Below are 16,591 nucleotides of genomic sequence, written 5' to 3'. Positions count from 1 at the left end.
ATATTAGGAACAATTCCAAAAATCGGCAAGTTTAGATTCGAGTCGTGGATCGTAGCTAAATTACGATAATCTATCCTTTTCTAAACGGTGAGCCTGCCTGGGGTGCGGAAAGGGAAGCAGACATCGTCAGGCGCTCGATCAGATAATTAGGCCAAGCCGTCCAAATGCGTGAGCGTCGAGATTAGGGGAGCACCTATCCAGAAATCCTCCCGCGAAGGGATTGAGCCGCCCTTGCGGTCGAGGATGACCTTCTTGCCGAAAAACTGGGACAGCTCGCCGCGGGCCATGCGATTGATTTGGCGGCGGCCACATCGAAAGCGTCGCAGGTAGCATCCTTGCCGTTGATGACGGCAGAAAAGCCGTTATGGCATTTTCTTACTGGTGTCGTCCTTCGCCACGCAAGTACGGCGGCCGCGTTGAGCAGCGGCGACCAAGCATCGTTGCGGCGATCTCATCGTCCTCCTCACGCCATGCGAGGGCTTCGGCGGCTTTGAGGAGGCGATCATCCGGCGACTGATCGACTTCGGCGCGTCTCAAGTTCTCTTCGCGAATAAATCTCCACGGATCGCCGCGATGCCGTCGCCATTCCGGCAATGGTCGAGCGAGCAAAGGATTTCGTCAACCTCCTCGGCTCGCTCCGCAACATAAGAATGTGACCTTTCGGCCTATAGGGCCTTCAGGAATACCATCAATGACGGGAGAGAGGGTTGCCGAGGCGGCGGCCTCAGGCTGCTGATATCGACCCTGGCCAACGCCTCTGCATTCATCTCCAGGTCGACTTCAGCATAGATCTGCGTGGTGTCCAATGACGCGTGCCCCGCCAAGCGTGGATCGTGTTGACGCCGACGCCGGCGCGCAGCAGGTGCACGGCCGTTATGTGCCGAACCGTATGTGGGCTCAGGCGCTTCGTCGCCAACGTCGGCACCGTTTCGTCCGCCATATCGGCATATTGGTAAGCGGCAAAGAGACCTTTCAATGACCCACAGTTGACCGCCGATTTAGACGGCGCTCCCGGGACAAATTCTTGAATCGGCAGAATCTGTCGTGATTCCTTATTGAGCACCTGATTCGGAGGCGCGGTGTGCCCGATCGGCTTGGTATTGAAGGAGCGCGCGAAGGCGCGTGCTCCGCGATCGAGGACCGGTATCAAGACGTTGGTTGAACGGGAAGTTGCGGGATGTGACTTTAAGGATGAGTCGCTTGACCGCCGGTTCGGCAAACTGCTCGCACAAATCGGGAGCGACATGGGTCAAAGCATCCTGCTGGCTTGTCAGGATTGGGCCAACACCAAGACCGCCTATCGCTTCTTGTCCAACGAGGCGGATATTCTTTGCGGTCATTTCGAGGCGACGCGCGGTCGCGTGACGACGACGGAGGGGCCGATCCTCGTGCTCCATGACACGACGGAATTCAGCTTCAAGCGCGACAGACCGGAACTGATTGGCTCTAGGGGCTTGACCAGCCTTGGAACACACGGAGGAGGTCCTACAGCGGTGCGTACACAGTGCGGCATCCTGATGCACTCGAGCCTCACCTGGACGACCGAGGGGCTCCATCTCGACTGACGGCAATCAAGTTCTGGACACGCAAGAAGTTCAAGGGGACGACGGCGCTGAAGCGAAAGATCAATCCGACACTTGTTCCGACCGAGCAGAAGGAGAGCATCCGCTGGCTGGAGAATTTACGGTAATCGACCGACCTTCTCGCGGTCCCTGGACGATGCGTTCATATCGGTGATCGCGAGAGCGACATCTATGAACTGTTTTTCCTCGCCGAGGAGGTTGGAACGCATTTCCTGGTGCGAACCTGTGTTGATCGGCTTGCCGGAGACGGCAATCATACAATTGCCGACGAAATGGACGAGGTTACGGTCAAAGGCCTACATCGGATCAAAGTCAAGGACGACAAAGGCGATCCGGATGAAGCGCTTCTCGAAATTCGTTTCCGCAAGCTTCGAATTCTGCCGCCGGTCGGCAAGCAGAAGAAATATCCCGCACTCACTCTAACCGTGATCCATGCTCAAGAGCGGGGAACGCCGAAGCGGCGATAGAAGATCGACTGGAAGCTCCTCACTGATCTCCCGATCCAATCGCGCAAGGACGCTATTGAGACACTCGGATGATACGCGTTGAGGTGGAAGATCGAAGTCATCTATAAGATCCTCAAATCGGGCTGCAAGGCGGAGGAGTCGAAATTGCGAACTGCTGAGCGTCTGCGGCGACCTGCCACTCCAGCTTGTATTTGGCTCGGCCACCAACGCGACGTCGATGGCGGAGCTGGTGCGGACATCAGATGGTCCAAGCCGAGACCCGTCCTCGATTCACGACGCGGCCGGAGGCACGCGAAGCGCTGTCGATAGGTGCCAGTAGGATATTCGCGGGCGGACGACGGATGGAACGGCCGGCCAGTCTCCGACGCGAGCTGCTCATCGAGAGCCTTTGGCACCCGGCGAAGAAGCCGTGCCGACGAAGTTCTTCGAGAACACCAATCTACGCGCTTGGCACTCGACCAGCTCTTGCTCGATTAGCTACTTGGACCGCCGTTCCTACTCGCATCAACGTCGCGGAGGGGAAAAGCCAAGATCACCGCGCCACACCTGTCTCGATCTTGCCTTCGCAACTCCCGGACGAGTGGCTTCCGGACGAGTGGCTTTAGTTGGGCGAATGCAACACCACTCCGGATTGCCGGCTGTGCGCAGGTCAGGTTCACGTCAGTTGAAGTGGATATCTTCGATGCTACACTTCGATCAATTGTGCAGAAATGGTCTGCGCTTTTCGGGTGTGGCGAGCCACGTCTCGTCGGCGCAGCGTAAAAGGCTCCTTTCTGATCGGCTGTCGAAACAAAATCGTTGAGGCTGTCGCGGCTGGACCGCGTGTGCGCCAAACTTTCTGATCGGCCAATTCTCGCTTGTCGGGAGGGCGAATTTTGACTCGAGTTGACCGACCTGGGAATGCATCCAGTGAACAAGAAGCGCACTGGACCAGTGCAGCGTCAGATGTTGGCGGCGAAAGCGATGGCCCGACGTTCAGTTCTGTCGTGCAAGGCTTGCGCACCGAAAATCGAAATTTGGGAGCGCCACCCGCTCAAGCGCCATCCGCTCAAAGGCCGCCTTCGGCTAGCAATGTCCGACGTAGCAATGTCCGATGCGGCGCATGGGCCGACCGCACCGTTGATGCGCGTGACGACCATCTGCGGGACGACCATCCAAGTTCTCGCTATTTGCCGTATCGCGTCGCGCCAGATTGGCGAGAAGGTCCGTCGCGTTCCGGCGCCGAGAGCCGAAGTGCCGATCAGTCCAGAAATTCACAACAGATTGCCTCCTCCTCGCGCAGGCAATCCGTATCCGGCCTGGAGCGCGAACCCAAAAGGCGGCGCACGGATGACGTCGCCACGCAGAGCACGCAAAGTGCAATCTCAGAACAACAATCCAATGCAGCTCTAGACACGATTTATTACGCCCGTGACATCGTTGGATTCTCATGTGCCGTGGTTAGCCATGACAAACAGCTGCAAAGGGCTGGCGGCGAGATTTATGCGACATTCGTACGAAAGGCCGCCGCCCACTTCAGAAGTCAATTTGTCCCTCGCTTCGAGGACGATATCCGCCGGGGTAAATCGTGGGGCTACGCGACGGTATGCAACGTGGTGAGTCGCGAGGTCGGAGGTCAGGAAGGTGTCGGGGCTTGCAAGGCGATGGCGGCTCGCGTGTCGCAGTGTCATGGTGCGTTGTTATACGAAGTCGAGCCAAAAACTCTTTCGCTTTTGGCTGCATCATTTGGTCGGCATCCGCAATCGAGGACATGCCGCAATGGAACGATCAGAATCGCCGAATTTTGTCGCGACGAAGACGGGGCACTTGGGCCGCTGAATAGTCAAGGTCTGTCGTTGCTGGTGAACGGTTTCAGCAAGTGGGCGCAACGGGAGGAAACTCGTGAGGGCACGGAAGCCGTCGCCCGTGAGGTCCGTCGTCGCGCCGACCGCCGTTTTCGGCTCTCGGATTTTGATCAGCAGAACTTAGCGAACCTCGTAAACGGTTTCAGCAAGTGGCCGCATGCAGCCGATTGCCGCGATGCTATGGCCACGCTCGCCAGTGAGGTCCTTCGCCGCGCTTCCAGTGACTTCGGCCTCTCTGCCTTTAATCACCAGGACTTGGCGAATCTCGTGAACGGTTTCGGCAAATGCCCGGAAGAGGAGGCCTTTTGCCAAGCGGCAGTCAGGATCGCGGACGAGGTCCTCCGTCGCGACCGCCGTGCCCGGCTCTCTGAATTCACTCACCAGGAACTGCCCAACCTTGTGTACGGTTTCAGCAAATGGCCGGAACAGAGGGCTTCTCGCCAAGCTGCAGGCGCGATAGCCGGTGAGGTTCTCCGTCGTGACCACCGCGCCCGGCTTTCTGAATTCAGTCAGCAGGAACTGGCGAACCTGGTGAACGGCTTCACCAAGTGGCCGCAAGAGGCGTCGTCTCGCCAGGCCACCGGAGCGATTGCCGGTGAAGTTGCTCGCCGCGCCGCCCGCGGGTGTGGGCTCTCTGATTTCAATCACCAGGACGTGGCGAACTTGGTGAACGGCTTCAGCAAATGGCCGGAAGAGGCGGTCTGTCGCCAAGCCACAGCCAACATCGCCACAGAACTCTCTCGCCGCGCCCCCGAGCAAGGGCTCTCTCATTTTAGTCCGCAGGAGCTGGCGAACCTAGTGAATGGGTTCAGCAAATGCCCGGACGATGCGAACTGTCACCAGGCCGCGGTGGCGATCGCCAGTGAGGTTATTGGCCGCCGCGCCCAACTGTCTGAGTTTACTTACCAGAATCTAACGAATCTGGTGAATGGCTTCAGTAAGTGGGCGGACGGGGCGGACTGTCGCCACGCCGCACTGGCAATCGCCAACGAGATCTGTCGCCGCGATGACCAGCTCTCTCATCTTACTCAGCAGGCGCTCGCGTCATTGGTGAACGGGTTCAGCAAGTGGCCGGAAGAGGTGGCGTCTCTCCGAGCGAGTGTTGCGATCGCCAGTGAGGTCGCTCGCCGCGCTGTTCGCGGCGAGTTAGGGCTCTCTGACTTTGATCGCCAGGGGCTGGCGAATTTGGTGAACGGTTTTAGCAAATGGCCGCAAGAGACACCCTGTCGCCAAGCCACAGCCAACATCGCCACAGAACTCTCTCGCCGCGCCCACGAGGAAGGGCTCTTTCATTTTACTTCGCAGGAACTGGCGAACCTGGTGAACGGGTTCAGCAAATGCCCGGACGATGCAGACTGTCACCAGGCCACGATCGCGATCGCAGGCGAAGTTATTGACCGCCGCGGCCAACTGTCCGATTTTAATTACCAAAATCTGACGAACCTGGTGAATGGTTTCAGCAAGTGGCCGGACGGGACGGACTGTCGCGACGCCGCGCTCGCAATCGCCAGTGAGATCTTTCGCCGCGACGACCAGTTGTCTCATCTTACTCCACAGACGCTGGCGACATTGGTGAACGGGTTCAGCAAGTGGCCGGAAGAGGCGCCATCGCGTCAAGCAGCAGGCGCGATGGCCAGTGAGGTGCTCCGTCGTGACCGCCGTGCCCGTCTCTCTGAATTCCGTCAGCAAGACCTAGCAAACCTGGTAAACGGCTTCACTAAGTGGCCAGAAAACGAGTGGTCTCGCCAGACCACCGGAGCGATTGCCGGTGAGGTCCGTCGTCGCGCCGCGCGCGGCGAGTTCGGGCTCTCCGATTTTAATCACCAGGACTTGGTGAACCTGGTGAACGGTTTCTGCAAGTGGCCGGAAGGGGCAAGAAATCAGCGAGCCGCCGACGCGATCGCGCATGAGGTCCTTCGCCGCGGCGCCCAGCTCCGTGATTTTACTCACCAGCACCTGACTAATCTGGTGAATGGCTTCAGCAAGTGGCCGAACGCAGCGGGTTGTCGCGAGGCGACAGTCGCAATCGCTGGGGAGATCCGCGGGCGCCAGCTCTCCGATTTTGCTGCACATGAACTGGCGAACTTGGTGAACGGTTTCAGCAAGTGGCCAGAAGCGCCGGCGTCTCAGCAAGCCGCCGTCGCGATAGCGCATGAAATCCTCCGCCGCGGCGCCCCGCTTTCTGACTTTGACCATCAGCATCTGTCTAATTTGGTTAACGGTTTCAGCAAGTGGCGGGAAACTCCAGATTGTCGCGACGCTACGGTCGCAATCGCTGCGGAGGTGCCCGGCCGCCAGCTCTCTGACTTTACGCCGCAGGGACTAGCGAACCTGGTGAACGGTTTTAGCAAGTGGCCGGAAATGGCGGCCTCTGGCCAAGCCACAGTCGCGATCGCCGACGAGGTTTGTCGCCGCGGCGCGTGGCTCTCTGACTTTAGCCACCAGCACTTAGCTAATTTGGTGAACGGTTTCAGCAAGTGGCCGGAAGCGGCGGAGTGTCGGGGCGGCACGGTCGCAATCGCACGGGAGGTCCTTGCTCGCGACATCTGGTTTTCTGATTTTACCTCGCAGGAGCTGGCGAACCTGGTGAACGGCTTCAGCAAGTGGCCAGATGAGGCGGCGTTTCAGCAAGCCACAGTCGCGATAGCGAACGAGGTTCTTCGCCACGATGTCCGACTCCGCGATTCTACCCACCAGGAGCTTGCTAATCTGGTGAACGGTTTCAGCAAATGGCCGGAAGAGCCGGCCCCTCGCGACGCCACGTTCGCGATCGCGAGCGAGGTACTTCGCCGCGCCGAACTCTCTGATTTTGCTCCGCAGTGGCTAGCGAACCTGGTGAACGGTTTCAGCAAATGGCCGGAAGCGTCGGCCTCTCGCGACGCCACGTTCGCGATCGCGAGCGAGGTACTTCGCCGCGCCGAACTCTCTGATTTTGCTCCACAGGGACTGGCGAGTCTGGTGAACGGCTTCAGCAAGTGGCCGGACGAGGAGGACTGCCGCAAAGCCGCGGCCGCGATCGCCGAGGAAGCCCGTCGGCGCCAGCACGCTGATTTCGCTCCACAGGTAGTGGCGACCTTGGTGAACGGGTTCGCCAAATGGCCGGAAGAGGCGGCGTGCCGGCAGTCCACGATGGACATTGCGCGCGGCCTAGGCGTTCGAGAGTGGCGATTCGGTGTGTTCACCACGCCTCAGCTGAGTATGCTCGCCAATGCTCTGTCGCGAACGATCATGAGCACAGAGGACAGTGGGGAGATTACGGAGGCTGCTCTCCCGAAGGATCGGTTGCACAAGCTCGCCCACTACCTGTACTATGATCATGATCGTCTGGAACAGGCAGACGTTCTGCACATCACAACCATTTTCAAGGGGCTAGGTAAGGCTCGGCTGGTTGATGATCTCGGTTTGCTCGCGCCGACAGGCTTGAATCGGCTGTCGGAATTGCGTCAAGCCCCTGACTTTTCGGCCAAGAACGATCTGGAAACCATGGGCAATCTCTGTGCTGCTCTGCTGCCGCTGGCGCGTAGCCCACAGAGGCCGCTACGCTGGCACCGCAGGCAGGCCCTCAACCTGCTCAACGACGTCCAACCTGTGGTCGAGCACAAGATCGAGGCGCATCTGAACGCAAACGATGCCGAGCGGATCCGTGGGCCGCTTGCAAGCCGCTGTCCCGCTTTATCGATCTATCAGACGCTCAAGGCTCGTGCAGTCCTGGAGAGATTGTTCAGGTCACCGTATGTCGAGGGCAAGAGGCCCGAGTTACGGATCAGGCAGGAAGAGCTGCACGATGGGACCAGAGAGATCTTGGCCGGGGCGCGCGACCTGATTCAAGGCGATCTTTCCAGCATGAGCTGGAATCTGATTGCGCAGATCGAGGCCGACAGTCCCGTAGATGCGCTGGACTTATTCATGGAGCAGGATGCGGCGGCGATCCAGGCGCAACATCCTGCGTCGGTCTTCGACGTGCATCAGGTCTTGCGATCCATGGACCACGCGCCAAGAACTCCGCAGGGTGACGCGGGACTGATGCAGCTGCCTGTAGTGGACATGCAGGGGCGGCCGCTGGCCAAGGAGCCGGAGATGCGGTATTCGATTTTTCATCGCCTGACCTCCGGAGTCCTTCCGGTGGTCGCGGTGCAACTGCCAGCAACACCGAGCGCGTTCATGCTGGCGCGTACGGTGAACGTCAACGGAGTCCCATACCGCATGGACCTGTTCGGCGGCAGCAAGTTGAAGCCGCCGCGACTGACCGTGTCTCAGGTGGCAGCCCGTGCTCCAGGTGAGCCAGCAAAACCTACCGGGGGAAAGCTTCTGGCGATTCCCTATGCCGAAACCGCACCGGGCACCGCCTTCGAGCAGCTGTCTCGCGCCTGGGCCCCTTTCAAGGAGGCCTATTATTACACTCAGCGCAGGGGTTTTGCGGCGCCTCCCGCGATCAAGGATCTATCTCCGCATGACTACGCGCTTGAAGGCGCGTTCAAATTGGCATTGCTGCCGGACCGCCCGACCAACGAGGAGCATCCCTTCAAGCTGAGGGGGCTAGACGGCCCTATCGCGTTGCGACCGCATGATGGGTGCGGCTTCATCAGGGCCTCGCTAGCCAACCTTATGCCAGCTGTGCGTCGCACCGGCCAACAGGAAGGCCCTGACCGGGTGCTCGCATATGGTGAGGCAAGGCATTCGGTCCTGCCGGTCTCGGCGCTGCAACATTATCCCCGTAGCGAGCAAGTGGCGGATGAGGTGCGCGAGAAGGCCAGGAGCTGGCTTGAGAGCCGGAAAGATCATAAGCTGACATCTGAGGAGCTGTTTCGCACCGTGACCGCCGGACATATCAATGGTCTGGGCGCAATCGCGATCCCGTCCGCAGACGGTCGTCTTCATGTGCCGACGCTCAAGAGCGGGATGTTGAGCGGTGGCGGCGTGCTGATTGGGCGATCACCTTATGACAAGCCTAACCTGCGTCCGCTCGCCCCCGACCAGGTCAGGTCGCCTGCTGATGTGGACCCGACCGCAACGTTCCTCGATCAGTGCGTGACCATCCAATACAGTTTTAATGTTGCCCAGAAGTCGGGGAAGGAGTTGGCAGCCAACGATCCGACGTTCTTCGCAAAAGGGCTTCTGATCGTGGTGCCGGATGAGATGTGGCCGACCGACTTCGCCGACCGGGCGCTGGTGATGTCTGCCGAGGACGTCAAGTGCCATTCGAACTGGACCAAGAGCAAAGACCGCGCAAAAGTAGACACAGCGATCGACTGTGTCGGCATCCTCCAGGCGACTGAATTGTTTGCCTCAGGCTCGGTGGTTGCCGTGCCGCCCGATGAACAGAAGAAGCTTGACGGCGACTTCGACGGGGATAGCCTTCTCATCATCGGCGACCGGCCGCAGCTTTACGAGCATGTCGGGCAATTCGATCAAGAGGAGCAAGCTCGCGGATTGCGCTCGCTCAAGCCGCCAAAGTCGCATACCCCAGCGATTGAGGACGGTCATTACAAGTTCGGTCGCGCCAGTCAGATCCTCGCCGCCACGCGGAATGTTCTTGAAATATACACCGGCCTGCAGCGAGGCTTTCTGGCTCAATCCAATGAGGCCCGACAGTGGTTTGCCGAGCGTGCCATCTTCGGCACCTATGAAGGCGTTCACCAAGAGCTCAAGCGAGGAATCGGAGACCTCTTGGAACAGGAGCAAGTCAGTGTTCAGGACGTCCAGGACAAACTCAAGAAGGCGCGGCACGAGATCGAGCTGGCAGACCATCCGGTCGCGCGCGAAATGGCCGAGTTGCTCGTCACCGAGCTCGAGGCATGGACCGAAAGGCTGGATGAGCAAGCCCTGCCCGGACAACTGGTGCCCGAAACAGCGGCCAGCGTGAGTGAGACACAGCTCGCCTTGAGCCAACCGCTCTGCGAGCTGTTCCCGGAGCTGGCGGAGGTCTATCCGGCAACGGCTCAGCCACGCGACCGTATCCAGCTTATCGTCGATCGTTACCCCGTGCGCATCGACCCGCGGCCGGATGGTTACAATCCGCACGATCTCGTCCAAAGTGCAAGCAATCTACTGAGCCTCGGTATCAAGGTCGGGACTGACGCCTATAAATCCGACACCGGTGCCCACACCTTTATGATCAAGAGCGGGTATCTTCAGCGTCTGCTGCAACAGACACCGGGGTTGAAATCAGTGCCTTACGCCAAGAGCGTCGCGGCTGCCCTCAACCAGGGTCAGTTCGATGTTGATGCCACCTTGGACGATCTCAAGGACAATCCAACGCTGGCGGCTTCAGTTATGCAAGTCTCGATCAAGCTTGCAGCCGAGCAAGGCATTCTGCCTGAACCCTCGCGCCGAGAGCTTGCTGCCGATGATTCCGCGACGACGATCACGTTGACACGTGAGCAGGCTGCACAGCGCGCCCAAATGGAGGCTTCCCGCGCTCAGGCCGAAGAGAACAGCATTACCGCTATGGTGGGCTCGGTCGCCGAAGCCCTCAGACGGGCTAACATAGAGGTGAAGATGCCCCATCTCGCTGAGCGTTTGAGATCAGAAAGCTCGATGACAGACCAACTCGCCGGCATGCAGGCCCCGTCTGAGGCCAGCGTTCAGCTGATCAGCAACGCTGTACGCCACGTCCTCGAGCTCCCTGATCGGGATTTTACGCGTGCCGTCAAGAAGGCCATTCTAGCCTTTGACGAGAGCGGCTGTGCTGAGGTCAGTACGACCAATTGGTTCAAAGCCAGATCACCGACCTTCGTCGGCATCAAGACTGTCTTCGCCACGACCAGCGGCTACCGCTTCGAGGTGGAGTTCCACACGGCAGACAGTTACACCGCCAAGATCATCAATCACGACACTTACAAGGAGCTGCAGAAGCTGCAGGAGGGGCAGCGAACGAGCCGAGAGCCCTCGGACCAGTCAATGGCCGAGCCACTCTTGGAGCGCGTACGACAGGCCTGCAGCAAGGTTGTCGTTCCCGAAGGAGCCACATCAATCCCGCATTGGGAAGCCGACGCGGGTGGTACAGCCGGTACCAGCCTCGTTCGCCGGTTGCAAAAGTCGCCGCCGGGCCGTACGGCACACTCCGCGATCGCAAGAGAGGTCGTTGGCGCCCTGGGCGCGCGGCCGGTCGTGCTCGTCGGCATGCCGGGTGCCGGCAAATCCGCTATCGGCTCACATCTTGCGCGACGGCTGGGGTTGCCTTTCATCGATTCCGACAAGAAAATCGAGACAATGGCTCGTCTGTCGATAGCGGATATTTTTGCAACCAAAGGGGAGCGGCATTTTAGGGACCTCGAGGCGAGGTTGATCGCGGAGTTTCTCGAGCGAGGGCCGGCGGTGTTCGCCATCGGTGACGGCGCGTTCATGCGCGAGGAGACGCGGCGCTGCGTCGCCGAGAAGGGGGTTTCGATCTGGCTCAATACGGACGCAGGCGAAATCAAGAGACGCCTTAGGCGTGACACCGCCCGACCGCTGTTGCAGACCGAGGACCGAGCGGACAAGATCACGCAACTGATCCGCGAGCGCGCGCCGTTCTATCAACTTGCCGATCTCACGATCGTCCCGGGCCAAAAGCGTGACAACAAGAACGCGGATCAATGCGTGGCCGCGCTGCATGCACATCTTTGCGGCGAGCGCGGCGCGGACCGGACACCGGCCAATGTCATGGGAGCGCCGTCTTGACCTCGCTGACCCTACATAGACATATACGATGTCGATGCCAGGACAGCTAAACGGGATGGGCGCTTGCGGGATTCTGGGCGATTGATCCGCTTTGAATTCGAGGGCCACTCATTCCCTCTCGTTCCGCCGAACGTGTTCTATGATTGGCTGTACCTGACAGCAATCTACCCACACCGCGAGTGGCTGAAAGAGCGGATTGTTATGCAGGAACGGTTCGCCGGCTTCACCGATATTGAGTTCAACCCAAGCAAGTCCATCAACTGTCAGGCCCGTTCATGCGCTCTATTTGTGGCACTGACTGAGCGAGAGCTACTCGACGAGGCAATGGCATCGCCAGAGGCCTTTATCAAGATCGTTAAGGCTGACGACGATTCATCGATCGCTAAAGAGAATGAGAACAGACTTGCGCTTTAGCGTCGGAGAGCTCCCAAGAGAACCATCGATCCTCAAATCGCGATGGCAAACGATTATATTCTTACTTGCCCTCGCATGCTTGATCATGGCGCAACCTTCTTCTTTCGACCTCCTTTGCCGACAAGAATGATAGGCGCCCAGTTTACATCCGCCTTAACGCCGCGGAACTCTGCCTCTAGCTTATCTTGGTGGACAAGAGCATCGGTTGTGTAAATGACTGCAAAGAATGTGCGCCAGTCATCATGCCCGCTGTAGCCCTTCATGTCGGCATAGATCTCATCCAGCGCCTTTTTGACTTCGGCCTCGGTGTCAGCAAATTTGTATTCCGCCGCCGCCATCAATGAGCGGACGCCCAAATCGGGCTTATAGACCTTCAGCACTTGGGCTACCGGAATTTCTCGTACCGCGTCATGAAAAGCAAACTTCAGAACGTCGTATATCGCGGCGCGTACTTCGGCTTCGCTCGACGGTTCGATGCCTTTTGCCCGGATGATTGCGGGAGTATTTTTCAGAATTGTCTCGAACACGCGGAGGCCTGTGACCGCGCCGCCTTCGGCGATCGTGGCAAGCGAGTCATAGAAACCGTGCGCTTTCCCGAGCGTCGCGCTACGAAGCCCCACGTCCCATCGCGTCGGTTCCATGGCGGTGACATCTTTTGTGGGTGGGCTTTCCGCAACGATTCTGGCTGCAAGCAAGGGCAACCCGAGAAGTTCGGCTGAGATAGCAAGGTCTCGAAAGTAGTTGCGTTTCTTGACTCATATCGTCCTGCGCCCGCGGTACCGCGGCGAATTTCTTCGGATCATTGAAGCTTGCTCGCTTAGGGCATGCTTAGGTGCCTCGGCCTGCACTATCGCCCCCGAGGACGCACTCTCGTTGCGGTTCTAACATCTTGCGCTACGGCGTTGCTCGCCTGCAGCCATTGCCGCATCTCGCGAAAAACCGGCCGATCACCCTCGGGATCTTCAAGCGTGAAGACAACAGCGAAGGGCACGCCTTCGACAGGAAATTGTGCTTCGGCCCGAACGAGGCTTGTGACTTCCAAGCGCCATTGCGACGAGCTCCCATTCTCGACAAGTGCGCTCTCATATTGCTTCGCCGGCCACCATTTCAGACCATGATCAATGAGAGCTTTTTCAGGTATGGCGAGATTCGTCGACTTTGGCAGGTATCGGGCTGCGATTTGATTGGTGAACCGAACGCTTCCGTCGGACGCGGGCTCTGGCTGACGCTGCTTTAGCGCAGCTTCCAAATTGACGCGAACGAACTCAGCACCAAACGCTGGATCGAGGGGCGGCGCATAAACCAGGGTTATCCGAGCGCGACCGGAGCATCTTCCGCCCGTGACGAGACTCTGCGGCCAGGTGAATGGGAAACGGAGAATGACAGGCTTCTTCTCACCAATGCTAAGGCGGCTCTGGAATAACAGAGTGATCTGATGATCATCTGTTTCCAACATCCTGCTGACGGCTTGCGGCTTGCCGAAGCCGGCAAATTGCCTGCCGATCTCCCTGAGACCACGTTTCGTAAGCGGCTCAGGCATCGTTGCGTGATGCAGCAACATGGCCCGGAGGGCTTCAACAGACAGGCCTCCCTCGGTAGCTACGTCGAGGCCCGCAAGGGTGCGCGCAACAAGCGGCGCGGCGAAGCTCGTTCCGACAACACTCTGCTTGGTGCCCGCGGCCGATACCGATGAAAGCCCGGTCGGTCGTCCGGGGCGACTGCCGCCTGCTCCGCCATAGCACGCGACATCGGGCTTGACTCCAACCTGGAGACCCGGCCCGCGCGTGGTATAAATGGTAGGCGCGTCCGTGATCTGATCGGTGTTCGGTGGATTCAGGGCTCCCACCGAGATCGACCTGACGCTCTCGGCTGGCTTAAAGATAGTGTCTGGCGAGGTTCGTGACGCGAAATAATTGATGACGTCGACCGGACGCGTTTGCCAAGCGGAGCGCGCTTGGGACGATGGCAGATTTCCTGCAGAGTTCACGAAGATCACCCCATAGGCGTCTGCTATCTGATCAAGACGGGAAGCATAGATACCGTATCGATGTCGCTCAACCGCCGCGACTGCATTGATGGAGAGATTGAAGACTCTGACGCCGTGTTCGGTCTTTGCTTCAGCGACAGCCTGCTCGATCTCCTCAAGGAAGTCGGAGAATCCCCTGGGGTAGCGGGCCATAAATGGTCCGCTCGGGTAGAGCGGTATGTCGTAGAGATTGCAACCATTGGCCTCGGGCGCGACGGTTGCGCCATTAAGCGATTGGCCGACCGTCAGGAGGCCGGCAACGTTCGTGCCGTGAACCGCGTCGTATTCCCCGGATGAGAGATAGTCGAAGCGGCCTGTCACCCAGTCATCAAGAATTGCAGCCACCCCTGAATCAATGACACCGACGACAGGGTAGATCGATTGGTCCTGGGGAACTGGGATTGAAACAGAATCAGCAGCCTTGTCCGCTTCCGGGCTTGAGCGGTCGTCGGTCAGCTCGAGCAGCACAGGGGGCAAAATCGCACGCACCAAAGGGTGCTTCTGGAGCGCCGTGAGGGCGGCCTCGTGTCTTTCAGGATTGCGATCCATGGAGGATAGATCGACAGCAACGCCCGTGTCGCTTCCTGCCACTCCTGTTCGGTTGTCGATCAGTGCCCTCGCACGCTGGGTCGTCAGTTGCACTTCAAGAACAGGCGTCCGCCCGACTTCAAAAGCGAGATAGCTTCGCGCTCCCATACCGAGCGACAGCAGCAGATGTTCGAGCGAGCGCCGCAGTGCGAATCGTCCAAGCGGGTCATCCGCAATCACTCTTTCGAGTGGCGTCTCGAAAAGTTCGACCTGGTACCCGGAAACGGCCCGAGGATCCTCGAGCGCGGCGAGCGCGGCCGCGGTGGAAAACGAGCGCTTCTGCTCGGCAGGCGCAATCTCAATCGTTTCAATGGCGCCGACTTCGGCGCGCGCGATGGTGGGGGCCTTGTATGGCTGATTGTCCGATCGCCGATACTTGATCTCGACCGAGGGCTCCGCCTCTTCAATGCGCCGCCGCAAGCCTCTCAAGTAAATTAGCGGCGCTCGGAAATAGAGCGTTCCTACCGCGTCAGCTCCCACGCACGGGAACTGGTCCGGCTTGAACAACCACCAGACGGGCCGATACGATTTCGCCAGTGCCTCGTTCCGCATCTGGACCTTGAGGTATGCGGCTGGGCCGTAGGGGCTCTTCCTGATCTCGTCGATGATCCGATCGACCGCGGCCAAGAGCGAGGTCTGATGCGCGACGAACGCCCTGTCGGCGCTTTCAAAGAAGTCCTTATTCCTAGGTGGCTGGCCGGGGTCTGGCGCCTGATGAAAATCTCGGTCGTTCAGAATGATCTGGACAGGATTATTGGGCATGCGGGGCCTCCATCAGCGGCAAGTGTCGCTTCGCCTTCTTGAGGTCACTCACGCGCGACTGTCCGTAACCCGTCGCCTCCCCGATTTCGGTCTGCTTGAGCGAAAGGGCACCATCATTGGCGATCAGGCTAACGAAGGCCTCCTGATCAGCTGCAAGAATACGCGCCGGAGCATGATCATGATGCGGCGTGCGAGCCAGGACGGCACTCAGAGAACGGAACAAGCCTGGCCCATCGTGCGATTCGCCGCTGAGCGCCAGTGTTCGCTTAACCGCCGTGCATACCCTCTCGATGTCGGCTCCTGTGCGCCCCGCCAGGCAATAGGAGAATACCCGCAGCGTTGAACTGGGTGCATCGATTGGCTGCAGGAAGCGCGAAATCAGACCTTCGCGCGCGCTGTCATCGGGCTCACCGAGTTGAAGGTGGGTCTCGAATCGTCGCCAAACAGCTGGGTCCAAAAGCCTATCATGATTAGTGATAGCAATCGTGACGCCGAAGCTTCGCCGCAGATCGAGATTTTGGAGAAGGGTGTTTACCACGCGCTTGATCTCGCCGATCTCCTGCGGATCATCCCTGAGCTTCGCCAACGCATCAAACTCATCTAGGAGCAGGACGCAGGCATAGCGATTAGAAAAATCGAAGAGATTGGCGATGTTGCGCGCGGTCGTTCCCAGGAACGATGAAATGAGGCCGTCGATGCGCGCAGTGACAAGCGGTAAATTCAATCGGCCAGCGATATAATGGGCTGTGACGGTCTTTCCCGATCCGGGTGGACCATAAATCAGCAAAGTGCGCGTGGGCGACACCCCGATCGCTTGCAAGGCGGCCTCATTGGTCCATTCGCGCAATAATCCCTCAACCGTCTCCAGCATACTGCTAGAGTAGACAGGGGCGCGATTACCTTGACTCGGAAAATCGATCGAGCACAACCGGGCACCCGTTTCTCTATCAATCGGCGGACTGACGCCAGGTTCGAGTATCTCGCCAGAGACCTGACCACGGGACATCTCCACGCGGCTCGGCACCATTTCCTGCGTATCCCGCGTAGCAGCTCGCAGACGCTGCAAAGTGGCGACCTCCTTCGCCTCTCCGGCCTTTTCCAGGCGCTCGCAAAGACGCAGTACCTGCTTGTCCAGAGCCTCTCGGTCTCCGGCAAGGCCGGCGCGAATGATGCTTTGGACAACCGCGAAGTGCTCCATATCGTAAAAACCGCCATATGAATCTGCTGCAGCCGATTCATATCGAT

Annotated in this window: 9 protein-coding genes; 5 read left to right on the top strand and 4 right to left on the bottom strand. The window is 59.0% G+C overall.

All coding sequences use genetic code 11. The features are described 5' to 3' along the window. Positions 1–1,079: 1,079 nt before the first annotated feature. Positions 1,080–1,565 carry a transposase DNA-binding-containing protein gene (locus NLM31_RS06805; RefSeq protein ID WP_254128559.1) on the top strand — a complete coding sequence of 162 codons (486 nt, stop codon included), beginning with the start codon at positions 1,080–1,082 and terminating at the stop codon, positions 1,563–1,565. Positions 1,566–1,681: 116 nt separating this feature from the next. Here the strand turns inward: NLM31_RS06805 and NLM31_RS06800 are convergent, their stop codons facing one another. Next, a complete protein-coding gene (locus tag NLM31_RS06800) occupies positions 1,682–1,840 on the bottom strand; it encodes a hypothetical protein (RefSeq protein WP_254128560.1) in 159 nt (52 codons plus the stop codon). 15 nt (positions 1,841–1,855) lie between these two features. Between NLM31_RS06800 and NLM31_RS06795 the strand changes: the two genes are divergently transcribed. From NLM31_RS06795 to NLM31_RS06780, 4 genes are all read left to right on the top strand, one after another. Further along, positions 1,856–2,050 (top strand): hypothetical protein, encoded by a 195-nt coding sequence (locus NLM31_RS06795; RefSeq protein WP_254128561.1) that lies wholly within the window; start codon positions 1,856–1,858, stop codon positions 2,048–2,050. Positions 2,051–2,959: 909 nt separating this feature from the next. Beyond that, on the top strand, positions 2,960–3,442 hold the full coding sequence (locus NLM31_RS06790; protein WP_254191828.1) for a hypothetical protein: 483 nt from the start codon (positions 2,960–2,962) through the stop codon (positions 3,440–3,442). Positions 3,443–3,486: 44 nt separating this feature from the next. After that, entirely contained in the window at positions 3,487–11,556 is an 8,070-nt protein-coding gene (locus tag NLM31_RS06785) for a shikimate kinase (RefSeq protein WP_254191827.1), read from the top strand. A gap of 15 nt (positions 11,557–11,571) precedes the next feature. Then, entirely contained in the window at positions 11,572–11,970 is a 399-nt protein-coding gene (locus tag NLM31_RS06780) for a hypothetical protein (RefSeq protein ID WP_375167535.1), read from the top strand. An 83-nt stretch (positions 11,971–12,053) separates the two neighbouring features. Here NLM31_RS06780 and NLM31_RS06775 read toward each other — a convergent pair whose 3' ends face one another. The 3 genes from NLM31_RS06775 to NLM31_RS06765 all read right to left on the bottom strand — a co-directional run bounded on the left by NLM31_RS06775 (position 12,054) and on the right by NLM31_RS06765 (position 16,544). Continuing rightward, positions 12,054–12,665: a hypothetical protein gene (locus NLM31_RS06775; RefSeq protein WP_254128564.1), complete on the bottom strand. Its 612-nt coding sequence runs from the start codon at positions 12,663–12,665 to the stop codon at positions 12,054–12,056. A 152-nt stretch (positions 12,666–12,817) separates the two neighbouring features. Then, complete coding sequence (locus tag NLM31_RS06770) at positions 12,818–15,346, bottom strand: S8 family peptidase (protein WP_254128565.1); 2,529 nt, start codon at positions 15,344–15,346, stop codon at positions 12,818–12,820. After that, positions 15,336–16,544 carry an AAA family ATPase gene (locus NLM31_RS06765; RefSeq protein WP_254128566.1) on the bottom strand — a complete coding sequence of 403 codons (1,209 nt, stop codon included), beginning with the start codon at positions 16,542–16,544 and terminating at the stop codon, positions 15,336–15,338. Before NLM31_RS06765 ends, NLM31_RS06770 begins: the two co-directional genes overlap by 11 nt. Positions 16,545–16,591: the final 47 nt, after the last annotated feature.

Source organism: Bradyrhizobium sp. CCGUVB4N (assembly GCF_024199945.1).
In the GTDB taxonomy this organism is placed as follows: domain Bacteria; phylum Pseudomonadota; class Alphaproteobacteria; order Rhizobiales; family Xanthobacteraceae; genus Bradyrhizobium.
The sequence above is the reverse complement of the archived record's forward strand: the minus strand, read 5'-3'. Positions and strand labels throughout refer to the sequence as shown.